Source organism: Streptomyces lomondensis, from assembly GCF_014651035.1.
Taxonomy (GTDB): Bacteria; Actinomycetota; Actinomycetes; order Streptomycetales; family Streptomycetaceae; genus Streptomyces; species Streptomyces lomondensis.
Map to the genome: position 1 here is coordinate 15,852 of NZ_BMWC01000005.1, position 24,159 is coordinate 40,010.

Here is a 24,159-nt window from a genome sequence, read left to right on the forward strand (position 1 = left end):
GCCGGGTGTTCAGCCGAACCGCAGGACGCGCGGTGCGAAGGTGTTCTCGGGGCCGGCGGCGCGGCCGACCGACCACACCGTCGCCGTGCCCGGCACCGGCGCCAGTCGCAGCGTCCTGGAGTCGCCCTCCCCGGCCACCGCCGGTTCGCCGTACTCGGTGAACGACTGTCCGTTCCAGGCGAGGAAGTCCGGCCCGGGCACCAGCGGCGGAGAGCTGCCCGGCTGGCCCCACTTCTGCGAGCCGGCCACCGAGACCCAGGCCAGCCCGCCGGAGGCGCCGGGCGTCAGTGAGCTGATCGAGCCGAAGTCCGCGGGCACGGTGACCCGGCTCCACTCCTGCCCGTCCCAGCGGACCAGCAGGGGCGGAATCGGCCGGCCCGGCGGACCGCCGACAAAGCCGGCCGTGCCGCCCGCCCACACCTCCGTCGGCGAGACCGCCAGCACACTGCCCACGGCCGACCGCGGGAAGCCGTCGACGACCGTCTGCTGCCACGTCCGGCCGTTCCAGTGCGACACGGCCGCCCCCGACGCGGTCTCGCCCGCCGCCCAGACGTCGTCGGCCGCCAGGACGTGCAAGCCGTACACGGCTCCCGGTGGCGCCGGTACGTCCTGCCAGCCACGCCCGTCCCGGCGCAGCAGTACCTGCGCGCCGTCCCGTGAACCGATCAGCCAGATCTCACCGCCGCCGGCGACGACCTCGGTCAGTACGACACCGCGCGGCGGCCGGCTCTCGTGCCAGGCGGTGCCGTCGAAGCGCAGCAGGCGGGCACCGCCCGCCGAGTCGCGGCCGACCGCCCAGACCGCGGTCGGTGAGGTCGCGGCGATGGACAGCAGCTCTCCCTGCCAGCCGATCCCGGGCAGACTCTGGCGCTGCCACGCGGTTCCGTTCCAGCGCAGCACCAGCGGGAAGCCCGGCGCCTCGCGGCCGACGGCGTCGGCACCCACCGCCCACGCCCGGTCCGGCCCCAGCGCCACGGCCTCGTTCAGCCCGGCCTGCGGGCGTACCTGTGCCGGGACCGGAACGTGTTGCCAGGAGCCGGTTTCCGCCGCGGTCGAGCTCATGACCGCCATGAGGGTCAGGGCGACGGCGAGGGCCGCGACCAGAAGTCTGCGTGCCATGGTCAGCCTCCCAGCCGCTCGCTCATCAGGTTCGGTTTCGAGCCGTAGATCTCGACGGTCCCGAAGGACAGCAGTGAGGACCCGGCCCTGGCCAGTGCACGCGGCATGACGTCGATCGCGTCTCCGCGCTCCGGGCCGTGGGAGAAGGTGGTGCGGACGCCGTCCACCCGCGCGTACGTCGACTGGAACGCGCGGTCGCTGCGCACCGGGAGCCACAGCGCGCCGTCCGGGCCGCGCACCATCGCCTCGGTGGAGGTGTCGCCCAGCGGCGGGTAAGTGGTGCGCCAGGAGCGCCCGTTGAAGGTCATCAGGTAGGTGCGGGCCACGCCGTCGGTGTACCGGCTGCCGCCGATCGTGACCCGGCCCGACGGTTCGGGCAGGAGCGTGTGCACGTTGCTGTTCGGCGGCAGCGGCACCTTCGCGTCCCGCCACGCCGTGCCGTCCCAGCGCAGGACGGTGGTGCCGGTGCTGGTGTCCGCCCACGCCCAGGCGTCGGTGGCGGTACGCGCGGTGATGCCCATCAGGAACAGCACACCGTCCGGGGTGGACTGGGTGGTCCAGCCGGAACCGTCGTAGTGCAGCACCTTCAGCCCGGTGTCGTCCTCACCCACCACCCACGCGGCACCCGGTACGGCCGTGAAGTCCTGGTAGGTCCACAGGGTCTGCGGCAGCGGGACGGCACTCCATCCGCCCGCCGACCGGCGCAGGATCTCCCCCGCTCCCCCGCGGTGGTGGAAGATCCACGCCTCCTCGCCGACGAACCGCACGTTGCCGAGCCAGCCCGGCTCCCCGGCGCCCGGGAAGGTGGTGTCCCGGCGCCACGCCGTGCCGTCCCACCGGTACAGCATCGGCCGCGGCCCCTCGGCGGCGTGCTCGTACCCGGTCGCCCACGCCTCGCCCGGCCCGCGGGCGGCGAGATCGGACACGGTCACCGGCGGGGCCGCCGCCGGCACCGGCAGCGCCGACCAGCCCGGCGTCACGGCCGCGGCCGGCGACATCATCGCGGCACACGCGATCACAAGGCAGACGAACACCGCACGGAGACCGTTCACGAGACCCCCAGATCTCGGAGGTCGCAGAGCTTATGGGCGTCCACTGGACCGTGAACAGACGGCATTCGGCCATGACGTTGCCGCTGGAGGCCCACCGTGTCGTGGGCCCGTCGTACCCGGCAGTGCCACCGCCCGAGCCGCCCGGACGGGCCGGTGCATAGAATGCGATCTCATGTCGAAGCCTGACGAGCTGATCGTTGACATCGCCGCCCTTGTGGAGTCGGGGCAGAGCACTCGGATGTCCCTGACCGTGGTCACCGGTGGTGCTGTCATCACCGGTCGCCTGGCCCCCGAAGCCGTATGGCGGCAGAGGGTGTCGGAGGTTCTCACCGATTCCGCGCACCTGGGCGAGTTCTCCGCCGTCTTCGACACCTCCGCGAAGAAGGACGGGCCACCCACGCATCTGCACTTCCATGTCGCCCGGATCCTTCAGGGCACGGTGGGGATCCCGGAGACGGGCGGGATGTACCGCGTCGCGATCGAGGACGTCAGCGCCTGGACCGTGGGCGACTTCAGCTACTCCGACCACTGACCCGCTCACGGGGACGGATCTAGACCTGGTCGGCCGTCATGGCGCGGCGGACGCTCTCGCGGAGCAAGGTGCGACGCTGCTCGTGCACCTCGGGGGGCTCCTGAGCGGTCGCCGCGTAGACGTTGCTGACCGGTGACCAGGCCATGGATATGGCGATCACCATGGCCATCACGTCGAACGGGTCTCCCTGGCGCACCAGACCGACGGCCGTCGCCCACCCTGCGGCGAGCGCCGCTGGAACGGCGCGGCCTGCGCCCCGACGACCTCGCGGTCCGGATCGAGTACTGCGGTGTCTGCCACACCGATGCGCACGCCGTCAGCGCCCGCTCCGGCGAAGGGGGCGAGCCCCGGGTGCCGGGGCACGAGTTCACGGGTGTGGTGACCGAGGCCGGGCCCGCGGTCACCCGCTTCGCCGTCGGCGACCCGGTCGCGGTGGGCAACATCGTCGATGCGTGCGGCGAGTGCGCCCTGTGCCGGGCCGGTCTCGGTGTGGGGCCGGGGACCCGCGTCGCCGTGGCGGGGCTGGGCGGCCTGGGCCATCTGGCGGTCAAGCTCGCCGTGGCGCTCGGCGCCGACACCTCGGTCGTCAGCCGCTCACCGGACAAGGCCGACGACGCTCGTCGTCTCGGCGCCCGCCGTCTCATCGTCTCGACGGACCCGGAGCAGATGGCCGACGCCCGCGACCGGTTCGACGTCGTCATCGACACCGTCTCCGCCCCGCACGACCTCGGCCCTTACCTGCGCCTGGTCGCCATGGACGGGACGCTCAGCCACCTCGGGCACCTCGGACCCCTCACCGTGGAGACCACCGACCTGCTCGTGGGACGCAAGAAACTCAGCTCACCGACCTCGGCTGAACGGCCTCCGACATCGTTCGACGGGACAACCGACGCGTGCCCGGCAGCCGTCAGGAGCGGAACGCGGCGGCGTGGTCCCTTGCCCACTGCGCGAAGGTGCGGGCGGGCCGTCCGGTGACGGCCTCCGCCGTCGGCAGGGGGCCGAGGGACGCCGGGTCGAAGGCCTCGGCCTCCGACGCGTCCGCGTCGTTGCCGCCGTAGTCCTCGAAGCCGAGGAGGAAGTCGGCGGCCTCCGCGGCGAAGCCGCCCTGCGCGAGATAGATCTCGCGGGCCTCCTGCGGGGTCACCACCTCGAAGCGGATCTCCTCGCCCAGCGCCTCGCCGATGAGCTCCACCTGGCGGCGGTGGGTGAGGAGTTCGGGCCCGTTCAGGGTGTACGCCTGCCCCGCGTGGCCCTCCTCGGTCAGGGCGAGGACCGCCGTGTCGGCGATGTCCCGCTCGTGCACCGGGAACCACGCGGCGTCCGGGGCCGGGTCGCGCACCACACGCTCGGCGCGGATGGGCGGCCCCCACAGGGCGAGCTTGTTCATCGCGAACTCGCCGGGGCGCACATGCGTCCACTCGAGTCCCGATGCCTCCACCGCCTGCTCCACCGGGAGGTGGAAGTCGGTGTCGTAGCCGGCGGTGACCGCGCCGGAGGAGAGCACGACGATGCGGTGCACGCCCGCCGTCTTCGCCATGCCGACCACCTCCTCGGCGGTCGCCGCCACGGGGTAGAGGAAGAGCGCGTCGACGCCGTCCAGGGCGTCCTTCAGCGTATCGGGGCGCGTGAGATCGCCTTCGTGGACCCGGACTTCCTCGGGTAACGCCCCGGCCCGGGGCGTGCGGGTCAGGGCCCGCACGTCGTGCCCCCGCTCCAGGAGTTGCCGGACGACGTTCCGCCCCACGTTGCCGGTCGCCCCCGTCACCAGAATCGTCATGGATCGCCTTTCGTCTCGGTACCGGGCGCCTCGCTGAGCAGGCCTTCGCCTCACGTACGGGCCAGTTCCGCCGCGCCGAAGGAGACGTCGAAGCGGTCGCACCAGATGCTGACGCTGCTGTACCGGGTCACGTCGACGTCGGCGGGCACGGCGTAGTTCTGGCTGCCCTTGTTGCCCTTGAGCCTGCCGAGGCTCACGTACTGCCCGTCGTCGAACACGTGCCAGCCGGCGCGTCCCTCCTTCACCGGCGCGTCGGTGAACCAGACGCGCAGGTCGGGGCCGTTGCTGGTGTCGAGCCCCTCCAGGCGCACCACATGGCTGCCGTCGGGCAGCCGTACGAGCTTCACGGTACCGGACGTCGCGTGTTCGTGGCTGATCAGTTCGCCGCTCGCCAGCGTCTTTGGTCCGGCCGGGGACGGGGCGGAGGATGACGCGGACGGCGGTGCGTCGGCCGACGGCTCGGGCGCCTCCACCGTGACGGGCAGTGCCTCCCGGACCGTCTCGTCCTGCCACAGCTTCCACGGCTGGAACCAGTACAGCCCGAAACCGGCCCCGGCGACCGCCACCACCAGCACACCCACCATCCACGGCCCGAGCAGCGCGCTCCGCACCCGCCCCATGTCGCCCACCTCCTGGGAGTCCTCGTCTGCCTCCCATTCAACGGGAACGGCGGCCGTGCCGGGCCGGACTGCCGATGACGAAACCCTTACGTCCGCCTCGAGTCCCCTGTGGTCACCGCCCCGCGGACCCTACGCCGGCGGCAGCAGCACCTCGAAGCGGCAGCCGCCGGGGATGTTGCGTACGGTGGCCCGGCCCTGGTGCGCCTCCACGATCCCCCGGACGATGGCGAGGCCGAGGCCCGCGCCGGCCGGGGGCGTGCGGGCGTGGGTGCCGCGCCAGCCGGTGTCGAAGACGCGTGGCAGGTCCTCCTCGGGGATGCCGCCGCAGCCGTCCGTCACCGACAGCACCACGCCCTCGGCGGACCGCTCCGCGGCGATCGCGACCGTGCCGTCGGCGGGGGTCCGGCGGATGGCGTTGACCAGCAGGTTGCCCAGCACCCGGCTCATCTCCTTGCCATCCACCTCCACCGGCACCGGCTCGACACGGCCGCCCACCAGCCGCACCCCGTGCTCCCGGGCGAGCGGGTCGGCTCCCGCCAGGGCGTCGCCGACCAGGTCGTACGCGGAGATGCGGGTGGGGGCCAGGGGCAGTGTGCCGGCGTGGATGCGGGAGAGTTCGAAGAGGTCGCCGACCATGTCGTTGAGGCGTTCGACCTCGGTGCGCATCTGCCTGAGGTAGCGGTCGGGGTCGGCGGCGACGCCGTCCTCCAGGGCCTCCGACATGGCGCGCAGACCGGCCAGCGGGGTGCGCAGGTCGTGCGAGATCCAGGCGACGAGTTCGCGCCGGGAGGTCTCCAGCGCTCGCTCCCGCTCCCGCGACTGGGCGAGCCGGGCGCTGGTGGCGGCCAACTCGCGGCTCAGCGACTCCAGTTCGGCGGTCGTCGGACCGTCGGGGGCCGCGAAGTCCCCGCCGTCGCCGAAGGAGCGTGCGGCCAGGGCGAGGGCACGGCTGCGGCCGACGACCCAGCGGCCCAGCAGCAGCGCGGTGGCCAGGGAGACGACGGCCGCCATGGCGACGACCGTCGTGACGACGGTCAGGTCGTGCGGGGACAGGAACATCGCCCAGGCGACGGCGAGCGTGCCGGCGAGCATCGCGACGACCCCGACCGCCGCGACCACGGTGAGCGAGGCGGTCAGCGAGCGGCGCCGGATGAGGCGCAGCACGCCCGCTCCGGCCAGGCCGCTGACGGCCGCGCCGGCGAAGGCGTAGAGGGCGATGAGGAGGGTGGCGCGCACGGTCAGTCCTCCCCTCCCGCGGGGTCGAAGCGGTAGCCCACGCCCCACACGGTCCGGATCAGGCGGGGCCGGGCCGGGTCGTCCTCGACCTTGCCGCGCAGGCGGCGGACGTGAACCGTGACGGTCGACAGGTCGCCGAAGTCCCAGCCCCACACCTCGCGCATCAGGTCCTCACGGCCGAAGGCCTGCCCGGGATGGCGCAGGAAGAAGGAGAGCAGGTCGAACTCGCGGAGGGTGAGGGCGAGTTCGGTCCCGTTCTTGGCGGCCCGGCGGGCCGCCGGGTCCACGGTCAGGCCGGCCGCCCCCAGCCGGTGCTGCTCGGTGGGGGCGGGCCTGCTGCGGCGCAGGACCGACTCCACGCGCAGGACGAGTTCGCGGGGGCTGAAGGGCTTGGTGACGTAGTCGTCGGCGCCGACCTCCAGGCCCAGGATGCGGTCGTCCTCGTCGCCGCGGGCGGTGAGCATGATGACCGGCACGGGGCCCTGGCCGCGGATCCGCCGGCACACCTCCAGGCCGTCCATGCCGGGCAGCATCAGGTCGAGCACGACCAGGTCCGGCCGGTGCGCGGCGGCGCGGGTGAGGGCGGTGGGACCGTCGTCGGCGCGGTCGACGGCGTAACCGGCGCGGTCCAGGTACCCGGCGACGACCTCGGCGACGGTCGGATCGTCGTCCACGACGAGGATCCGGGGAGACCCCACACCGGGCCTCGGGGGCTCGTACGGTTGCTGCTGCATGCCCCCAGCCTGGCACCGCGCCGCCGCCGGTGCCGTGGACGTTCAGCCGCGTTCCGAACGCGGCTCGGCCGCGCCGCCCGTGGCCACTCCGGGTTTCGCGTGGAGGATGTCGCGGGCCTGGTCCGCGGCGCGGGCGGTGCTCTCGGAGACGAAGTCGAGGAAGCGGGCGATGTTCTCGAGGCGGGCGCCGGCCGGAGTGCCGGGGCCGAGGATGCCGACGCCCTGCCGCGCGGTCTCGACGATCTGGGCGATGGCCCGGGCGCTGGCCATCATCGACCGGTACCAGACGTCGTCGTCGACGATGTAGCGCTCGCGGCGGCGTTCGTCGCGTTCCCGGCGGACCAGGCCCTGACTGTCGAGGAACGCGACCGCCTTGGAGACGGACGCCGGGCTGACCTGGAGGCGCTGGACGAGTTCGGACGCGGTGAGGGTGCCCGAGTCGCTGACGCAGAGGCAGGCCATCACGCGGGCCATCATCTTGGGCGTGCCCGACTGCATGAAGACGGTGGTCAGCGCCTCCTCGTACGCGCGCACGGCCTCGGCGTCGCGTCCGTGGGGCTGCGGGGGCGCCTCCGGCCGCCGGGGCGCGGCCTGCCTGCGCCGGCGAGCGCGGCGTTCGGTGGCGCGGTGGGCCAGGTCGGCACGGTAGGCCGTGGGGCCGCCGTTCCGCATGACCTCACGCGTGACCGTGGAGGTGGGGCGGTCGAGGCGTCTGGCGATCTCCGCGTAGGCGAGCCCGTCGGCCAGCCCCAGCGCGATCTGCTGGCGTTCCTGCTGCGTGAGCCTGCCTCCGGGCACCGCGATCTCCCTTCGTGCTTCCTTGACGGCCCGAGAGTAGCGTTCATTTTCATTCCATTGCAACGAGCAAGCGAGGTGCGTTGCGTTAGCGCGTAGGCCGGTTGCAACGATTCCCCAGCTTTTACCTGGGACGATATCGAATATACGCAACGAGTGTGTTGCCGCTTCTCTGAACGCAACGTAGCGTTTCTGTCGTCGGAAACAACAAGCGGTCAAGGAGACCACGATGCAGACGTTCGAGACCACCGCCCCGATCACCGCCGTCCTCGACATTCCTGCCGGGCACGTCCGGTTCATCGCCTCCGACCGGGCCGACACCACCGTCGAGGTCCTGCCCGCGGACGCCTCGAAGGGCCGCGACGTGAAGGTGGCGGAGCAGACCACGGTCGCATACCGCGACGGCATCCTGCGGATCGAGGCCTCGGCGAAGAACCAGTACCTCGGCCCCTCCGGGGCCATCGAGGTGACGGTCCAGCTGCCCGCCGGTTCCCGGGTCGAGGCGAAGGCGGCCGGCGCCGGGTTCCGGGGCGTCGGACGGCTCGGCGACGTCGCCTTCGAGAGCGCGCACGGCGCGGTCAAGCTCGACGAGACCGCGAGCGCCCGCCTCACCACCGTCGCCGGCGACGTCTCGGTCGGCCGCCTGGGCGGCCCCGCGGAGATCAGCACCGGAAAGGGCGACATCCGGATCGCCGAGGCCGTGCGCGGCACGGTCGTGCTCACCACGCAGGCCGGTGACGTCTCGGTCGGCGCCGCCGCCGGAGTCTCCGCCTCGCTGGACGCCGGCACCGGCCACGGCCGGATCCACAACGCGCTCAGGAACAGCGAGGGCGGCGCCGCCGGCCTGAACATCCGCGCGACCACCGCCTACGGTGACATCACCGCCCGCAGCCTCTGAGCAGCCCCCGCCGCGCACTCGCCGGACACGACCCGGACAGGGCCCTGACCAGGCCGGACAGCGAGCCCTTGTCCGGGACAGGGCGACGCCATGGCAGGAGGTACGGGCGGGCTGCCATCGTCGCTGCCGTCCACAGATCACTCGTTCCCGAGGGGGAGACACATGGGCAAGATCCGTGCGGTTCTGGCGGCCGCGTCGATGGCCGCGATCATCGGCGCCGCGGGCGTTCCGGCCGCTTCCGCGGCGCCCGCGGCCGAGGGGTACGACCGCTGCGACGAGGGGAAGTTCTGCTTCTTCAGCGGCTGGAACGGTATGGGCAGCATCTGCGAGGCCCTGCCCGCGGTCCAGGACACCGTCGCCAAGTGCGGTGCGTGGGTGGGCAACCACAACGCGAAGTCGGCCTACAACCGGTCGTCCCGCGCGGCCGTGAACATCTACGCGGGCACCAACTACACGCAGCGCAAGGGATCGGTGCAGTACCAGGGCAACCTTCAGGGCAGCTACAAGATCCGCTCCTTCAACTGAGGGCGTCCGCTCACGACGTCCCGGTTCCCTGACTGACGGCCTGCCGCGTTGCGATGCCCCGGATGCCCGGGGCATCGTGACGCGGTCGCCGGAGGGGACCCGACCAGCCGCGGCGGTCGGGAGAGCGAGGTCACAGTCAGGGGGAGGGAAACGTCACAGCCGTGCCCTCTGCTGATCCTTGAGGTCCGTGTCCTAGCATCCGAGCATGACGGTCCTGCCTGACAACGGGCTTGAGCTGGCCGGCGAGTTCCCTGACGTGTCCCGTGAGCAGTGGCAGCGCCTTGTGGCGGGTGTGCTGCGCAAGTCGGGCAAGGACGTCGAGGGTGCCGAGGCCGAGGAAGCCCTGTCCACCGCGTTGGAGGACGGGTTGCGCACCCGTCCCCTCTACACGCCGCACGACGCCGCGCCCGAGCCGGGTCTCCCGGGGTTCGCGCCCTTTGTGCGCGGCGGCCGGCCCGAGGGGAACACGGTCGGCGGCTGGGACGTACGGCAGCGGCACACGGCGGCCGACCGCGACGCGGTCCTCGCGGACCTGGAGAACGGTGTCACCTCCGTCTGGCTCACCGTCGGAGAGGGCGGCATCCCGGTGCCGGAGCTCGGCCGGGTCCTCGACGGCGTCTACCTCGATCTGGCCCCGGTCGTCCTCGACGCGGGGCGTGATGTCGAGCCAGCGGCGCGGGAGTTGCTGCGGCTGTACGAGGAGCGGGGCGTCGCCCGGGACGCGGCGCGGGGCAACCTGGGCGCGGATCCGCTCGGGTTCGAGGCCCGCACCGGGCAGCGGGGTGACGTGGCGCCGGCGGCGGAACTCGCGCGGCTGTGCGCCGCGGAGTACCCGGGGCTGCGGGCGCTCACCGTGGACGCGCTGCCGTACCACGAGGCGGGTGGTTCGGCCGCCCAGGAGCTGGGCAGCTCGCTGGCCACGGGGGTGGCGTATCTGCGGGCGCTGACCGAGGCGGGCCTGAGCGTCGAACAGGCGGTCGCGCAGCTGGAGTTCCGGTACGCGGCGACCGCCGACCAGTTCCTGACGATCGCCAAGCTGCGGGCCGCGCGCCGGCTGTGGGCGCGGGTGGCGGAGGTCTGCGGGGCCCCGCGCGCGGGGGCGCAGCTCCAGCACGTGGTCACCTCGCCGGTGATGATGACGCGCCGCGACCCGTGGGTGAACATGCTGCGCACCACCATCGCCACGCTGGCCGCCGGAGCGGGCGGGGCCGACGCGGTCACCGTGCTGCCCTTCGACCACGCCCTCGGCCTGCCGGACGCGTTCGCCCGCCGCATCGCCCGCAACACCTCGACGATCCTCATCGAGGAGTCGCATCTCGCCCGGGTGATCGACCCGGCGGGCGGCTCCTGGTACGTGGAGCGGCTGACCGACGAACTCGCCCACGCGGGCTGGGAGTTCTTCCAGCGGATCGAGCGGCTCGGCGGCATGGCGGCCGCCCTGCGGTCCGGGGACGTCGAGCGGGATCTCGCCGAGACCTGGCAGGCGCGTACCGGCAGGCTGGCCAAGCGGCGCGAACCCATCACCGGTGTCAGCGAGTTCCCGTACCTCGCGGAGAAGCCGGTCGTGCGCGCGAGCGCGCCGGAGCAGCCGTCCGGCGGGCTGCCGCGGGTGCGCCGCGACGAGGCCTTCGAGGCGCTGCGCGCCCGCTCGGACGCGCATCTCGCCGCGACCGGCTCCCGGCCCCGGATCTACCTCGCCGCGCTCGGCCCGGCCGCCGCCCACACCGCACGCCTCACCTTCGCCTCGAACCTCTTCCAGGCGGGCGGCATCGAGCCGGTCACCGAGGGCACCTTCGCTCAGAGCGGCGCGACGGAGGCGGTGCTGTGCTCCAGTGACGCCCTGTACGAGGAGCAGGCGGCGGCCCGGGCCGCGGAGCTCAAGGAGGCGGGGGCCGCGCACGTGTTCCTCGCCGGGCGGCCCGGGGAGTACCCCGGTGTCGACGCGTACGTCTTCGCGGGCTGCGACGCCGTGGCCGTGCTGTCCGCGACCCTCGACCGCATGGGAGTGTCCTGATGACCGCCCCTTCCGGCCCGTCCGTCCCCGACTTCTCCGGGATCGAGCTGGGCACCCCGGCCGCCGACGGCGGCCCCGACGAGTGGCGTACGGCGGTCAAGAACGCGTCCGGCGGGGACGACCTGCTCTGGGAGACCCCGGAAGGCATCGCGGTCAAGCCGCTGTACACCGGCCGTGACCTGGAGGGCCTGGACTTCCTGGACACGTACCCGGGCGCGGCGCCGTATCTGCGCGGCCCGTACCCGACGATGTACGTCAACCAGCCCTGGACGATCCGCCAGTACGCCGGTTTCTCCACGGCCGAGGAGTCCAACGCCTTCTACCGGCGCAACCTCGCGGCCGGGCAGAAGGGCCTGTCGGTCGCCTTCGACCTGCCCACGCACCGCGGCTACGACAGCGACCACCCGCGCGTGACCGGTGACGTCGGCATGGCGGGCGTGGCCATCGACTCGATCTACGACATGCGGCAGCTGTTCGACGGGATCCCGCTGGACAAGATGACCGTGTCGATGACGATGAACGGCGCCGTGCTCCCGGTGCTGGCGCTGTACATCGTCGCCGCCGAAGAACAGGGCGTGCCGCCGGAGAAGCTGGCGGGGACCATCCAGAACGACATCCTCAAGGAGTTCATGGTCCGCAACACCTACATCTACCCGCCGAAGCCGTCGATGCGGATCATCTCCGACATCTTCGCCTTCACCTCGCAGCGGATGCCCCGCTACAACTCCATCTCCATCTCCGGCTACCACATCCAGGAGGCGGGCGCGACGGCCGACCTGGAGCTGGCGTACACGCTCGCGGACGGCGTGGAGTACATCCGGGCGGGGCGTGAAGCCGGCCTGGACGTGGACGCGTTCGCGCCCCGGCTGTCGTTCTTCTGGGCGATCGGCATGAACTTCTTCATGGAGGTCGCCAAGCTGCGCGCGGCGCGGCTGCTGTGGGCGAAGCTGGTGAAGCAGTTCGACCCGCAGAACGCCAAGTCCCTTTCCCTGCGCACCCATTCACAGACATCGGGCTGGTCGCTGACCGCGCAGGACGTGTTCAACAACGTGACGCGCACGTGCGTCGAGGCCATGGCGGCGACGCAGGGCCACACCCAGTCGCTGCACACCAACGCCCTCGACGAGGCGCTCGCCCTGCCCACCGACTTCTCGGCGCGCATCGCCCGCAACACGCAGTTGCTCCTCCAGCAGGAGTCCGGCACGACCCGGGTGATCGACCCGTGGGGCGGCAGCGCGTACGTGGAGAAGCTGACGTACGACCTGGCCCGGCGGGCCTGGCAGCACATCGAGGAGGTGGAGGCCGCGGGCGGCATGGCCAAGGCCATCGACGCGGGCATCCCCAAGCTGCGCATCGAGGAGGCCGCGGCCCGTACGCAGGCCCGGATCGACTCGGGCCGTCAGCCGGTCATCGGCGTCAACAAGTACCGGGTGGACAGCGACGAGCAGATCGACGTGCTCAAGGTCGACAACTCCTCGGTGCGCGCCCAGCAGATCGAGAAGCTGCGGCGGCTGCGCGCCGAGCGCGACGAGACGGCCTGCCGGGACGCGCTGGACGCGCTGACCCGGGCCGCCGCGGGCGAGGGCAACCTGCTGGAGCTGGCCGTGCACGCGGCCCGTGCCAAGGCCACCGTCGGGGAGATCTCCGACGCCCTGGAGAAGGTCTACGGCCGGCACGCGAGCCAGATCCGTACGATCACCGGCGTGTACCGCAACGAGACCGGAGAGTCCCCGAGCGTGGACCGCACCCGCACCCTGGTGTCCGACTTCGAGGAGGCCGAGGGCCGCCGGCCGCGGATCCTGGTCGCGAAGATGGGCCAGGACGGCCACGACCGCGGCCAGAAGGTGATCGCCACCGCCTTCGCCGACCTCGGATTCGACGTGGACGTCGGCCCGCTGTTCCAGACGCCCGCCGAGGTGGCCCGGCAGGCCGTCGAGGCGGACGTGCACATCGTCGGCGTCTCGTCGCTGGCGGCCGGTCACCTCACCCTCGTCCCGGCGCTGCGCGAGGCGCTGGCCGAGGAGGGCCGCGAGGACATCATGATCGTGGTCGGCGGGGTGATCCCGCCGCAGGACGTGCCCACGCTGCTGGAGATGGGCGCGGCGGCCGTCTTCCCGCCCGGGACGGTGATCCCGGACGCGGCCTACGACCTCGTGAAGCGGCTGTCGGGCGACCTCGGGCACGACCTGTGATCGATGTCGACGCGTATGTGAAGGGCGTGCTCGACGGGAAGCGGGCGATCATCGCCCGGGCCATCACCCTCGTCGAGTCGACCCGGCCGCAACACCGCGCGCTGGCCCAGGAGTTGCTGACCGCGCTGCTGCCGCACAGCGGCCGGGCCCGGCGGATCGGGATCAGCGGGGTGCCCGGGGTGGGCAAGTCGACGTTCATCGACGCGTTCGGCACGCTGCTGACCTCGCTCGGGCACCGGGTGGCGGTCCTGGCCGTCGACCCGTCCTCCAGCCGTACCGGCGGCTCGATCCTGGGCGACAAGACGCGGATGGAACGCCTGGCCGTCGATCCGGCGGCGTTCGTGCGCCCCTCCCCCACCGCGGGCACGCTCGGCGGGGTCGCCAAGGCCACCCGCGAGTCGATCGTGGTGATGGAGGCGGCCGGCTACGACGTGATCCTGGTGGAGACCGTCGGCGTCGGCCAGTCCGAGACCGCCGTCGCGAACATGGTCGACACCTTCCTGCTGCTCACTCTCGCCCGCACCGGCGACCAGCTCCAGGGCATCAAGAAGGGCGTCCTGGAGCTGGCCGACGTGATCGCCGTCAACAAGGCGGACGGGCCGCACGAGCGCGACGCCCGGGCCGCCGCGCGGGAACTGGCCGGCGCGCTGCGGCTGATGCACGGCAAGGACGCGTTCTGGACGCCGCCGGTCCTGCATTGCAGCGCCCGTGAGTCGACCGGCCTGGACACCGTGTGGGAGCGCCTGGAACAGCACCGCACGCTGCTGGACTCCACCGGCCGCCTCACCGCCAAGCGCCGCGAGCAGCAGGTCGACTGGACCTGGACCATGGTCCGCGACGAACTCCTCGGCCGGCTGCACGCCGACCCGGCGGTGCGGGCGCTGGCGCCGGTGCTGGAACAGCGGGTCAGGGCGGGCGAGCTGACACCGACGCTGGCCGCCGAGCGGATCCTCGGCGCCCTCGGGGGTTCCGAGGCAGCGGGTTCCTGAAGCGCAAGCAGCGGGACCGGCGATTTCGCATACCCCGCTTGCATGACTATGCAAAGTGATACATACTCTTTCTATGTCCAAGGTCCTCACCTCCCTGCCCGCCGGCGAGCGCGTCGGCATCGCCTTCTCGGGCGGTCTCGACACGTCCGTCGCGGTCGCGTGGATGCGCGACAAGGGCGCCGTCCCGTGCACCTACACCGCCGACATCGGCCAGTACGACGAGCCCGACATCGCCTCGGTGCCCGGCCGTGCCAAGACCTACGGCGCCGAGATCGCGCGCCTGGTCGACTGCCGGGCGGCGCTGGTCGAGGAGGGCCTGGCCGCGCTGACCTGCGGCGCGTTCCACATCCGCTCGGGCGGGCGGGCGTACTTCAACACCACACCGCTCGGCCGCGCCGTCACCGGCACGCTGCTGGTGCGGGCGATGCTGGAGGACGACGTCCAGATCTGGGGCGACGGCTCGACGTTCAAGGGCAACGACATCGAGCGGTTCTACCGCTACGGCCTGCTCGCCAACCCGCACCTCAGGATCTACAAGCCCTGGCTGGACGCGGCGTTCGTGACCGAGCTGGGCGGCCGCAAGGAGATGTCGGAGTGGCTGCTCGCCCACGGGCTGCCCTACCGCGACAGCACGGAGAAGGCGTACTCCACGGACGCCAACATCTGGGGCGCCACGCACGAGGCCAAGACCCTGGAGCACCTGGACACCGGCGTCGAGACGGTCGAGCCGATCATGGGCGTGCGGTTCTGGGACCCCGAGGTCGAGATCGCCACCGAGGACGTGACGATCGGCTTCGACCAGGGCCGCCCGGTGACGATCAACGGCAAGGAGTTCGCCACCGCCGTCGACCTGGTGATGGAGGCCAACGCCATCGGCGGCCGGCACGGCCTCGGCATGTCCGACCAGATCGAGAACCGGATCATCGAGGCCAAGAGCCGCGGCATCTACGAGGCCCCGGGCATGGCCCTGCTGCACGCCGCCTACGAGCGGCTGGTCAACGCGATCCACAACGAGGACACCCTCGCCCAGTACCACACCGAGGGGCGGCGGCTCGGGCGGCTGATGTACGAGGGCCGCTGGCTGGACCCGCAGGCGCTGATGATCCGCGAGTCGCTCCAGCGCTGGGTCGGCGCGGCCGTCACCGGCGAGGTGACGCTGCGGCTGCGGCGCGGCGAGGACTACTCGATCCTCGACACCACCGGCCCGGCGTTCAGCTACCACCCGGACAAGCTGTCCATGGAGCGCACCGAGGACTCCGCGTTCGGCCCGGTGGACCGGATCGGCCAGCTCACCATGCGCAACCTGGACATCGCCGACTCGCGCGCCAAGCTGGAGCAGTACGCGGGCATCGGCCTGATCGGCACCGGCAGCCCCACCATCGGCGCCTCCCAGGCCGCCGCGACCGGGCTGATCGGCACCATGCCGGAGCTGCCGCAGGGCGGCGCCGAGGCCATCGCCTCCCGCGGCGAGGTCTCCGAGCAGGACGCCTGGCTGGACCGCGCCGCGATGGAGTCGGGCACCGACTGACCCGTCCTGGTACCACCGGCAGGGGCCGGCTCGACAGTGTCGAGCCGGCCCCTGCCGTGTCGCTGTGCGCTACGGGCCCGTCATGGCCTCCGCCGGCGGGAGGCGAAGCGTCCGGGGGCGAAAGGACCGGCGAGTGCGGACGCCTCCGGAGCGCCCGCGACGTGCCCTGCGATCAGTTCCGCCGTCATCGGCGCCAGGGTCACCCCGAGCATGCAGTGCCCGCTCGCGACGAGCAGGTTCTCCCGGCCCGGGAGCGGGCCGATGACCGGCAGGCCGTCCGGGGTCATCGGGCGCAGTCCCGTCCAGCCGCGCGGCTGGAGAGCCGGAGGGAAGTCCGGCAGGAACGCGTGGGCCGAGCGGGCGATACCGCGCAGCCGGTGCCGGTCGACGGCCGAGTCGAAGCTGCCGAACTCCATCGTCCCGGCGAACCGCAGCCGGTCCGACAGCGGTGTGACGGCCACCTTCGCCTCGCCCAGGTACACCGAGTGCCGCAGGGTCACGGAGCCGCTGGTGTCGTCGAACCCGTATCCCTTGCCGGGCTGGACGGGCAGCGGGAAGCCGGCGAGCCGCGCCAGGGGGCCGGTGTGCACGCCCGCCGCGAGGACGAACACGTCGCCGGTGAGCCTCTCGCCCCCGGCGAGCACCGACGTCACCGTGGCGCCCCGGGAGTCGATGCCGGTGACCGGGTGGTCGTACAGGAACCGGACGCCGAGGTCCCGGCAGCGGTCCGCCAGGCCCCTGACCAGGCTCGCGGGGTCGACGTGCCGTTCCTGCGGGCAGCGCAGGCCCGTCCGCACCTGCGGGCCGAGGGCCGGTTCCAGGTCCCTGAGCTCGTCACCGGAGAGGGGGATCGCGGTGTGGCCGATCCGCTCCAGGTGCGCCGCTTCCGCCTGGTAGCGCCGCATCGCCTCGTGGGTACGGAAGGCCATGAGCTGGCCGGTGCGGTGGTACTCGAACCGCACGCCCTCCTTCTCGTAGGCGTCGAAGAGGTGGACGGTCCGCTCGTTGAGGGTGACGAGGGCTTCCAGGCCGTGGTGGAAGTCGCGCGGGTTGCAGTGGCGCAGCATGCGCAGCATGAAGCGGACGTGCTCGGGGCGTGGCGTCGGCCGGACGTACAGCGGGCTGTCCTTGCGGGTCATCCACCGCAGTGCCTGCCCGAGCATTCCGGGTGCGGGGACGGGCGCCGACATGATCGGCACGATCCAGCCGGCGTTGTGGACGGAGGCTCCCGTACTGGCGGGTGCCGCGTCCACGACCGTGACGGCCAGGCCGTCCTCGGCGAGCCGGTGGGCGGTGGCGAGACCGATCACGCCCGCGCCGACGATCACTGCGCTGTGTGCCATCGTCGCCCCTCCCTCAGTGCAGGAACTTCTCGGCCAGCAGCCGGGCGAGGGCCCAGTCCTGCACGGCGACGCCGACGGTCTTGAACACGGTCCGCTTGCCGTACTCCGGGGAGGCGGCGGTCAGCGCGGTGCCGAGCTCCGTGAGGGCCTCCCGCGTGAGGGCGCCGCTCTCCAGTGCGTGGATGATCTCGCCGGACTCCTCCAGGACGGCGTCGAGTTCGTCGACGACGACCGTGCTGCCGGCGAGCAGTTCGTCGGGCAGCTCGCGCATGGTGGGGCGGTAGGCGCCGATGGCGTTGACGTGCACCTGGGCGGGCAGCGCCGACTCCGGGAAGAGCGGGCTGGTGGCATTGGTCGCGCAACAGACGATCTCGGCGTCCCGGACGGCGGACTCCGGGTCGTCCGCCGTGCACAGCTCCACCTCCGCCAGCTCGGGTGCGAGCGTCTCGACGAGGTCCCGGGCGCGCCGGGGGTCGGCGTCGACGACGGTCAGCCGGCTCAGCGGCCGGACCGTGTGGACGGCGCGGACCTGGTCGGGGGCCTGCGCGCCGGCGCCGATCAGGGTCAGGCGGCCGGCCTCCGGTGCGGCCAGGAGGTCGGTCGCGACACCGACCGCGGCGCCGGTGCGCAGCGCCGTCACCGGTGCGGCGTCGGCGACCAGGTGGTCCGGGCGGCCGGTCTCGGTCCAGGTCACCGTGCCCGCGATGGCCGGCCTGCGTGCGAAGTTCACGCTCAGCGTCTTGATCATGGCGGACGCGGTCGGCCGGTGATGAGCGGCCATCACGAGGAACTGCCCGTCCCGGAGCGCGGTGCGGGTGGGCATCTCGAACGCCCCGCCCGCGAGGTCGGCGAAGCCGCGTCGTACGGCGTCGATGGCCTCGCTCATCGTGACGGCCTCGCGGATCTCGCGCTCACCGAGGGTGATGGTCTTCATGGCACTCCGCTTCGTCACAGGACCTTCTCCACGGCCTCCCAGGAAGGAAGCCCGAGTAAGGTATTACACCTTACGAGCCTCGGCAAGGCTACGGTGCGGTGTCCCGTGTTATGCATAAGGCGTGACCACATCGCGCCCCTCGGCCGGCCCCGCCCGCGGCCCTCAGCTCAAGTCCGTCAGCCTCCGGGAGCAGGCCCGGGAGGCGGTGCGGACCCAGATCGTGCTGGGTCAGATCGAGCCGGGGCGGGTGGAGAGCGTCATCAACGTGGCGGCGGCGCTCGGCGTCTCGGTCACCCCGGTCCGGGAAGCGATCATGGACCTCGCCAACCTCGGCCTGGTCGAGATCATCCGCAACCGGGGCTTCCGGGTGCCGGTGCTCACCGACCACGACCTGGACGAGATCTTCCGGATCCGCACGATGCTGGAAGCACCGGCCATGGCCGACGTCGTCCAGACCCTGGACGGGGCACCGGTCCCGCGATTCCGGCAGCTCGCCGAGGAGATCACGGCCGCCGCCCGCGAGGGAGACCTCGCCTCCTTCCTCGACCTGGACCGGCAGTTCCACCTCGGACTGCTCGAACTGCTGGGCAACCTCCGGCTCGTGACCATGGTCGGGCAGCTGCGCGACCAGGCCCGGATGCAGGGCCTCCAGAAGCTGGCGGACCAGGGCGAGCTGACCCAGTCCGGCGAGGAGCACATCGCCATCGTGGACGCCATCGAGTCGGGGGACGGCGAGCTGGCCGCCGAGCTGATGCGCAAGCATCTCGCCCACAGCCGCGGCATCTGGGCCGGCCGGGCCGAGGGCGGCTCCGCGGACTCCTGAGCCGGGGGATCCGGAGGCAAAGCCTCCACCCGGGGCCTTGACAGGGGGAGGGGATCGGCCAATCCTCTTCGCACACCAGTAAGGCATTACACATCACACCGCAGACGAGTTCCGCGGACATCCCTGCCCGCCCCCTTCATACCCTCTCCACGCCCCCAGTGAGGTATTACACCTCAGATCTAGGGAGGACCTGTGAGCAGTTCCCTCATCGACGACGCCCGCTTCCGGCCGTTCCACCGCAAGATGTTCGCCCTCACCGCCGGGGGGCAGTTCCTCGACGGATACCTGCTCAGCATCGTGGGCGTGGTCGTCCTGGGCATGAGCCAGGACCTCGGCATGTCCGCGAGCCAGGAGGGCCTCATCGGCGCCTCGGCCCTGGTCGGCCTGTTCGTCGGCGGTCTGGTCTTCGGGCGGGTGACGGACCGGATCGGCCGCCAGCTGCTGTTCACCCTGCACTTCGTGGTGATCGCCGCGGCGTCGGTCGCCTCGATGTTCGTGAGCGATCCGACGCTGATGGTCGTCCTGCGGTTCGTCATCGGCATCGCGCTCGGCGCCGACTACGCCATCGGCAGCGCCCTGCTGTCCGAGTGGCTGCCCACCGCGCAGCGGGGCCGGGTCATGGGCATGCTCATCATGGCGTGGTTCGTGGGCGCCACCGCCGCGTACCTGGTCGGCTACACCCTCATCAGCACCGTGGACTCCGGGGCCTGGCGCTGGGCCCTGGGCAGCGCGGCCGTGCCCGCCGTCGTGTTCATCATCGCCCGCATCGGCACACCGGAGTCGCCCCGCTGGCTCCTCAGCCGGGGGCGCGTGGAGGAGGCCCGGGCCGTACTGACCCGCGTCTACGGCACGGACGCCACCACGGAGGCGGTCGAGTCCCTCGTGGCCGACGAGCGCGGGCACGGCCTGGGCTTCACCGAGGTCTTCCGCGGCGCGTACCTCAAGCGCACCGCCTTCGTCGGCCTGTTCTGGCTGCTCCAGATCGTCCCGCTGTTCGCGATCTACACCTTCGGGCCGACGATCCTGAGCGCGTTCGGCATGTCCGGCGGTGGCGACTCGATCATCGGCTCCGCGCTGATCAGCGTGCTGTTCCTGATCGGCTGCGTCCCCGCGCTGCGCCTCATCGACACCTGGGGGCGGCGGCCGCTGATCGTCTGGTCCTTCGCCCTGATGGTCATCCCGCTCGCCGTGCTGGGCCTGATGCCGGCCGCGCCCGCCGCCGTCGTCCTCGCCTGCTTCTGCGCCTACGCGCTGTTCTCCGGCGGCCCGAGCATCCTCGAGTTCATCTACCCCACCGAGCTGTTCCCGACGGAGGTACGGGCCACGGCGGTCGGGGTCGGCACGGCCGTCAGCCGCATCGGCGCCGCCATCGGCACCTACCTCCTGCCCGTCGGTCTTGACCGCATCGGGGTCGGCCCCACCATGCTGATCATGGCGGTGATCACGCTGCTGGGCTTCGCGGTCTGCCTCACCATGGCCCCCGAGACCCGGGGCCGCCGGCTGGCGGAGGCGAGCAGTGCCGGCACGCCCGGCCCGGCGCCGGCCGACCGGCCCGCCCGTGTCACCACCCGCTGAAGGGACTCGGCCGGCTCCTTCCGGCCGACGATGCCGAAGCCGCCGCCGTGGGCCGCGTCCGGAAACCGGGCGCGGCCCACGGCCGTGTCCGCGACCGGGCGGGCGGTGGGATGGTCGGCCGAACGGCCGAGGGCCGGTGCGGCGCGGGCCCGGGGGTCTGGCCGAATGGCCGAGGCGCGTGGCCGTGCCCGCGGGCGAGAGTGGAGCCACTTCCTCTGCTCGATCATCGACATGACCACGATCCCGATCCCGACCCAGGAGTACGAGATGCAGCGCGGTTTCCTCGTCGGTGCCGTCGGCGGCGTGGCCGCCATGGCCGCCGTCGGCGGTCTCGTCACCTGGCTCGCGGCCGCCAAGGATGTGCAGCACACCACGATCGACACCATGCCGCGCGCCCTCTACGTGAAGGTGGACGGCCGGCCGGCGATCGCGAAGACCATCCTCCAGGCCCGTATCGAGGGCTGGTACCACCCGCTGCCCTGGCTCGGACGGGACATCGGCGACGTGTCGTGCCCGGCCCCTCTGAAGGCGGTGGCCGGTGCGACCGGGACGTGCACGGCCCGGGCCGACGGCGACCGGATCTCGATCCCCGTCCGCGTGATCAAGGTCGAGGGAGACCCCGCGACCCCGCGGGTCACCTGGAAGTTCGAGCGCTGACACCCACCCGGGAGCACACCGCGTCATGAGCATCGTCCTGGCCGGCCACGGCCTCATCAAGAAGTACGGCTCCACCACCGCACTGGCCGGCGTGGACGTCGAGGTCGCCGCGCGCGACTCGCTGGCCATCATGGGCCCGTCCGGCTCCGGCAAGTCCACCCTGCTGCACACCCTGGCCGGGATCATCCGGCCCGACGACGGGCAGGTCCTGCTGCGCGGCGAGCGCATAGACCGGCTCGGCGAGAACAAGCTGAGCGCGCTGCGCCGCAAGCGCTTCGGGTTCGTCTTCCAGTTCGGCCAGCTGCTGCCGGAGCTGCCCGCCGAGGAGAACGTCGCCCTGCCGTTGATGCTGGAGGGCGTCCCCCGCGGGCAGGCCGTCGCCCGCGCCCGCCGCTGGTTCGCGCCGCTCGGCCTGGACGGCCTGGAGAAGCGCCGCCCCGGCCAGCTCTCCGGCGGACAGGCCCAGCGGGTCGCCATCGCCCGCGCCCTGGTGATCGAGCCGGACGTGGTCTTCGCCGACGAACCCACCGGCGCCCTGGACCAGCACACCAGCGAGGAGGTCGTACGGCTCCTCACCTCCGTCACCCGCGAGCAGGGCGCCGCCCTGGTCATGGTCACCCACGACGCCGACGTCGCCGCGCACTGCGGCCGGATCCTCCAGGTCCGCGACGGCCGGATCAGCTCCCACAGCCAGTACACGGTCGCCTGACCAGAGCCCGGAGTCCCGACATGCGTTCCCCTGTCCTCCCCCTGACCTGGCACCTCGCCCGGTCCGCCGGCCGCCGCGGCCTGCAGAGCCGGCTGCTCGCCGCCGGGGCCGCCGCCGTCGGCGCCTTCGTGCTGCTGGTGATGGTCGCCGCCTGCCTCGGCTCCGGCGCCCGCGCCGACCGCACCGCCTGGCGCGTCCCCGACGCGGCCCCCGCCCGGGCGGCGACCGCCGTCCAGGCCACGACCACGACGTATGTGCGCCACAAGCCCGTGACCGTCGTCAGCCTCGCCCAGCTCCCGGACCGCGGGCCCACCCCGGCACCGCCGGGCCTGAGCGCGTTCCCCAGGAGGGGCGAGGTGTACCTCTCCCCCGCCCTGGCCGAGCTGGTCCGTGAACTGCCCGCGCGGCAGCTCGCCGACCGCTTCCCCCGGCCCGCGTCCTACGGCACGGTCGGCGCCGCCGGTCTCGCCTCCCCCGACGAACTGGTCGCCGTCATCGGGCGCGCACCCGGCGACCCCGCGGTCTCCGCGTCGGCCGGGAGCCTCGGCTGGTACGACGAGGGGCAGACGGCACGCGCCGGGATCACCGGCTTCGCCGGTGACAAGCCGAGCCTGTTCACCGGCGCCGACCAGCAGACGGCGCTGCTCGGCGCGGTGCTGCTGGTGGTGCCCGTCGTCGTGCTGGCCGCCGCGGCCGGACGGCTCGGGGCGGCCCGGCGCGAGCAGCGGCTCGCCGCGCTGCGGCTGGCCGGGGCCACCCCGCGCCAGATCCTCGCGATGACCGCCGCCGAGGCGGCGGCCGTGGGCGCCGCCGGTGCCCTGGCGGGTGCCCTCGCCTATGGGGCGCTGCTGCCCGTCCTGGCCGAGATCCCGTACGGCGTCGGCAGCTGGTACACCGGCGAGCTGTGGGTCGGGCTGCCGTGGCTCGCGGCGGTGGTGCTCGGGGTCACCGTCCTGCTCACCGTCAGCGCGGTGACGATGCTGCGCCGGGTCGCGGCCTCGCCCCTCGGCGTGGCCCAGCAGGCCGACCCGCGCCGCACCCGCGTGATCCGGCTCGTGCTGTTCGCCGCCGCCCTCGTCTACATCCTCCAGAACACCGAGGGCCAGCTGTCCAACCGCCGGCTGATCGTGCTGCTGGCCCTGTTCTACGGGGTGTTCTGGCTGTTCGGCCCGTGGGTCGTGGACCGGCTGGGGCGGGTCGCGGGCCGTTTCGCCCGCCGCCCGGCCACCCTGCTGGCCGCCCGCAGGCTCAGCGACGACCCGCGCGCCGCCTGGCGCACCGTCAGCGGCCTGGTCCTCGCGGGCTTCGTCGCCGGGTTCTTCTCCGTGACCCAACTGGACATCGGCTTCCCCGAACACCCCGACCAGGTCGCGGTGGTGAGCCAGGACGCGGCCGACGCCCGGCACACGGCGGCCGAGGCCCGTACGCTGCTGGACCGGGCGGGCGTCGAGGCGCGTGTCGGCACCGTGGACGACGACGACTTCTCCGGCAGCGTGCTGCTCGGCAACGCCGGCGTGGTCGCCCGGGTCTCCGGCGGACCCGCGCAGATCGACACCGCGATCACCGCCCTCACGCCCGCCGCGAACGGCCGGTTGCCGGTCTCGCAGGACTATGTGTCCGCCCCCGACGCCACCGTCACCGACCGCATCGCCACGGTCAGCGCCGCGACGCTGATCCTGAGCTTCCTGGTCGCGACCGCCTCCGCCGGGCTGACCGCCGCCGCGAACGTCCTCGACCGGCGGCGCGTCTACGGCCTGCTGCGGCTGGCCGGCACCCCGTTGAAGGTGCTGGACCGCGCCCGGGTCCGCGAGACGGTCCTCCCCCTGGTCGTCCTGGCCGGCGGCACCACCGCGATGGGCGTCTTCGGCGCGTACCAGCTCAACAAGGCGGCCGGCGCCACCGTCGACAGCTCCGGCGCGCTCCAGCTCGCCGTCTGCGTCACCGCCGGCGCGCTGGCGATGCTCGCGGCGATCGGGGCCAGCAGGCCGCTCCTGCGCAGGGTGACGACGAACCCGGCGCAGACGGCGGACTGAGGGACCGGGGACTGCTCCGCGGCCGGACAGGACCGGCCTGTCAGCCGCCTACCGGCTGCCGCGTGCGCACGCGG

21 protein-coding genes and 2 pseudogenes are annotated in these 24,159 nt (G+C 72.8%); 13 read left to right on the forward strand and 10 right to left on the reverse strand.

Annotation, left to right across the window (positions count from 1 at the left end; translation table 11 throughout):
* Window positions 1–9: 9 nt before the first annotated feature.
* Both IE255_RS18450 and IE255_RS18455 read right to left on the reverse strand, forming a co-directional pair.
* Window positions 10–1,119 carry a beta propeller repeat protein gene (locus tag IE255_RS18450; protein ID WP_190051409.1) on the reverse strand — a complete coding sequence of 370 codons (1,110 nt, stop codon included), beginning with the start codon at window positions 1,117–1,119 and terminating at the stop codon, window positions 10–12.
* Between the two features lie 2 nt (window positions 1,120–1,121).
* On the reverse strand, window positions 1,122–2,171 hold the full coding sequence (locus IE255_RS18455; RefSeq protein WP_190051410.1) for a hypothetical protein: 1,050 nt from the start codon (window positions 2,169–2,171) through the stop codon (window positions 1,122–1,124).
* Window positions 2,172–2,343: 172 nt separating this feature from the next.
* Between IE255_RS18455 and IE255_RS18460 the strand changes: the two genes are divergently transcribed.
* Window positions 2,344–2,703: a hypothetical protein gene (locus tag IE255_RS18460; protein WP_190051411.1), complete on the forward strand. Its 360-nt coding sequence runs from the start codon at window positions 2,344–2,346 to the stop codon at window positions 2,701–2,703.
* A 19-nt stretch (window positions 2,704–2,722) separates the two neighbouring features.
* On the opposite strand, the pseudogene IE255_RS18465 reads toward IE255_RS18460, so the two are convergent.
* Window positions 2,723–2,917: pseudogene (locus tag IE255_RS18465) on the reverse strand (TetR/AcrR family transcriptional regulator); the annotation flags it as partial.
* A gap of 5 nt (window positions 2,918–2,922) precedes the next feature.
* On the opposite strand from IE255_RS18465, the pseudogene IE255_RS18470 reads away from it, so the two are divergent.
* A pseudogene (locus IE255_RS18470) lies at window positions 2,923–3,576 on the forward strand (alcohol dehydrogenase catalytic domain-containing protein); the annotation flags it as partial.
* Window positions 3,577–3,610: 34 nt separating this feature from the next.
* On the opposite strand, the gene IE255_RS18475 reads toward IE255_RS18470, so the two are convergent.
* From IE255_RS18475 to IE255_RS18495, 5 genes are all read right to left on the reverse strand, one after another.
* On the reverse strand, window positions 3,611–4,480 hold the full coding sequence (locus IE255_RS18475; protein ID WP_190051412.1) for an NAD(P)H-binding protein: 870 nt from the start codon (window positions 4,478–4,480) through the stop codon (window positions 3,611–3,613).
* Between the two features lie 50 nt (window positions 4,481–4,530).
* Complete coding sequence (locus IE255_RS18480) at window positions 4,531–5,100, reverse strand: DM13 domain-containing protein (protein ID WP_190051413.1); 570 nt, start codon at window positions 5,098–5,100, stop codon at window positions 4,531–4,533.
* 129 nt (window positions 5,101–5,229) lie between these two features.
* Window positions 5,230–6,336 (reverse strand): sensor histidine kinase, encoded by a 1,107-nt coding sequence (locus IE255_RS18485; protein ID WP_190051414.1) that lies wholly within the window; start codon window positions 6,334–6,336, stop codon window positions 5,230–5,232.
* 2 nt (window positions 6,337–6,338) lie between these two features.
* Entirely contained in the window at window positions 6,339–7,070 is a 732-nt protein-coding gene (locus IE255_RS18490) for a response regulator transcription factor (RefSeq protein WP_190051415.1), read from the reverse strand.
* A gap of 42 nt (window positions 7,071–7,112) precedes the next feature.
* On the reverse strand, window positions 7,113–7,868 hold the full coding sequence (locus tag IE255_RS18495) for a GbsR/MarR family transcriptional regulator (RefSeq protein ID WP_190051416.1): 756 nt from the start codon (window positions 7,866–7,868) through the stop codon (window positions 7,113–7,115).
* Window positions 7,869–8,094: 226 nt separating this feature from the next.
* On the opposite strand from IE255_RS18495, the gene IE255_RS18500 reads away from it, so the two are divergent.
* The 6 genes from IE255_RS18500 (at window position 8,095) to argG (ending at window position 16,011) form a co-directional block, all read left to right on the forward strand.
* Entirely contained in the window at window positions 8,095–8,763 is a 669-nt protein-coding gene (locus IE255_RS18500) for a DUF4097 family beta strand repeat-containing protein (protein WP_190051417.1), read from the forward strand.
* A 162-nt stretch (window positions 8,764–8,925) separates the two neighbouring features.
* Complete coding sequence (locus IE255_RS18505; RefSeq protein ID WP_190051418.1) at window positions 8,926–9,288, forward strand: peptidase inhibitor family I36 protein; 363 nt, start codon at window positions 8,926–8,928, stop codon at window positions 9,286–9,288.
* Window positions 9,289–9,493: 205 nt separating this feature from the next.
* Window positions 9,494–11,302 (forward strand): methylmalonyl-CoA mutase family protein, encoded by a 1,809-nt coding sequence (locus IE255_RS18510; protein ID WP_190051419.1) that lies wholly within the window; start codon window positions 9,494–9,496, stop codon window positions 11,300–11,302.
* A complete protein-coding gene (scpA, locus tag IE255_RS18515; protein ID WP_190051420.1) occupies window positions 11,302–13,494 on the forward strand; it encodes a methylmalonyl-CoA mutase in 2,193 nt (730 codons plus the stop codon). Before IE255_RS18510 ends, scpA begins: the two co-directional genes overlap by 1 nt.
* Window positions 13,491–14,483: a methylmalonyl Co-A mutase-associated GTPase MeaB gene (meaB, locus tag IE255_RS18520; RefSeq protein ID WP_190051421.1), complete on the forward strand. Its 993-nt coding sequence runs from the start codon at window positions 13,491–13,493 to the stop codon at window positions 14,481–14,483. The genes scpA and meaB overlap by 4 nt, the downstream gene beginning before the upstream one ends.
* 73 nt (window positions 14,484–14,556) lie before the next feature.
* Entirely contained in the window at window positions 14,557–16,011 is a 1,455-nt protein-coding gene (gene argG, locus IE255_RS18525; RefSeq protein ID WP_190051422.1) for an argininosuccinate synthase, read from the forward strand.
* Between the two features lie 80 nt (window positions 16,012–16,091).
* Here argG and IE255_RS18530 read toward each other — a convergent pair whose 3' ends face one another.
* Window positions 16,092–17,354 carry an NAD(P)/FAD-dependent oxidoreductase gene (locus IE255_RS18530; RefSeq protein WP_190051423.1) on the reverse strand — a complete coding sequence of 421 codons (1,263 nt, stop codon included), beginning with the start codon at window positions 17,352–17,354 and terminating at the stop codon, window positions 16,092–16,094.
* A 13-nt stretch (window positions 17,355–17,367) separates the two neighbouring features.
* Entirely contained in the window at window positions 17,368–18,288 is a 921-nt protein-coding gene (locus IE255_RS18535) for an ornithine cyclodeaminase family protein (RefSeq protein ID WP_190051424.1), read from the reverse strand.
* Between the two features lie 121 nt (window positions 18,289–18,409).
* Between IE255_RS18535 and IE255_RS18540 the strand changes: the two genes are divergently transcribed.
* The 5 genes from IE255_RS18540 to IE255_RS18560 all read left to right on the forward strand — a co-directional run bounded on the left by IE255_RS18540 (window position 18,410) and on the right by IE255_RS18560 (window position 24,085).
* The gene (locus tag IE255_RS18540) at window positions 18,410–19,111 is read left to right on the forward strand and encodes a GntR family transcriptional regulator (protein ID WP_190051425.1); all 702 of its coding nucleotides are present in this window, start codon (window positions 18,410–18,412) and stop codon (window positions 19,109–19,111) included.
* A gap of 192 nt (window positions 19,112–19,303) precedes the next feature.
* Complete coding sequence (locus IE255_RS18545) at window positions 19,304–20,686, forward strand: MFS transporter (protein WP_190051426.1); 1,383 nt, start codon at window positions 19,304–19,306, stop codon at window positions 20,684–20,686.
* A 231-nt stretch (window positions 20,687–20,917) separates the two neighbouring features.
* Window positions 20,918–21,343 carry a DUF4333 domain-containing protein gene (locus IE255_RS18550; RefSeq protein ID WP_229906471.1) on the forward strand — a complete coding sequence of 142 codons (426 nt, stop codon included), beginning with the start codon at window positions 20,918–20,920 and terminating at the stop codon, window positions 21,341–21,343.
* A gap of 25 nt (window positions 21,344–21,368) precedes the next feature.
* Entirely contained in the window at window positions 21,369–22,052 is a 684-nt protein-coding gene (locus IE255_RS18555) for an ABC transporter ATP-binding protein (RefSeq protein ID WP_190051427.1), read from the forward strand.
* Window positions 22,053–22,072: 20 nt separating this feature from the next.
* Window positions 22,073–24,085, forward strand: a complete 2,013-nt coding sequence (locus IE255_RS18560) for an FtsX-like permease family protein (RefSeq protein ID WP_190051428.1) — start codon at window positions 22,073–22,075, stop codon at window positions 24,083–24,085.
* Window positions 24,086–24,159 lie beyond the last annotated feature (74 nt).

Bases quoted from the DNA above. Each gene is read 5' to 3' on its own strand.
- IE255_RS18450 (WP_190051409.1), bottom strand. From the start codon at position 1,119: ATGGCACGCAGACTTCTGGTCGCGGCCCTCGCCGTCGCCCTGACCCTC.
- IE255_RS18460 (WP_190051411.1), top strand. From the start codon at position 2,344: ATGTCGAAGCCTGACGAGCTGATCGTTGACATCGCCGCCCTTGTGGAG.
- IE255_RS18475 (WP_190051412.1), bottom strand. From the start codon at position 4,480: ATGACGATTCTGGTGACGGGGGCGACCGGCAACGTGGGGCGGAACGTC.
- IE255_RS18480 (WP_190051413.1), bottom strand. From the start codon at position 5,100: ATGGGGCGGGTGCGGAGCGCGCTGCTCGGGCCGTGGATGGTGGGTGTG.
- IE255_RS18490 (WP_190051415.1), bottom strand. From the start codon at position 7,070: ATGCAGCAGCAACCGTACGAGCCCCCGAGGCCCGGTGTGGGGTCTCCC.
- IE255_RS18500 (WP_190051417.1), top strand. From the start codon at position 8,095: ATGCAGACGTTCGAGACCACCGCCCCGATCACCGCCGTCCTCGACATT.
- IE255_RS18505 (WP_190051418.1), top strand. From the start codon at position 8,926: ATGGGCAAGATCCGTGCGGTTCTGGCGGCCGCGTCGATGGCCGCGATC.
- IE255_RS18510 (WP_190051419.1), top strand. From the start codon at position 9,494: ATGACGGTCCTGCCTGACAACGGGCTTGAGCTGGCCGGCGAGTTCCCT.
- scpA (WP_190051420.1), top strand. From the start codon at position 11,302: ATGACCGCCCCTTCCGGCCCGTCCGTCCCCGACTTCTCCGGGATCGAG.
- argG (WP_190051422.1), top strand. From the start codon at position 14,557: ATGTCCAAGGTCCTCACCTCCCTGCCCGCCGGCGAGCGCGTCGGCATC.
- IE255_RS18530 (WP_190051423.1), bottom strand. From the start codon at position 17,354: ATGGCACACAGCGCAGTGATCGTCGGCGCGGGCGTGATCGGTCTCGCC.
- IE255_RS18535 (WP_190051424.1), bottom strand. From the start codon at position 18,288: ATGAAGACCATCACCCTCGGTGAGCGCGAGATCCGCGAGGCCGTCACG.
- IE255_RS18550 (WP_229906471.1), top strand. From the start codon at position 20,918: ATGACCACGATCCCGATCCCGACCCAGGAGTACGAGATGCAGCGCGGT.
- IE255_RS18555 (WP_190051427.1), top strand. From the start codon at position 21,369: ATGAGCATCGTCCTGGCCGGCCACGGCCTCATCAAGAAGTACGGCTCC.
- IE255_RS18560 (WP_190051428.1), top strand. From the start codon at position 22,073: ATGCGTTCCCCTGTCCTCCCCCTGACCTGGCACCTCGCCCGGTCCGCC.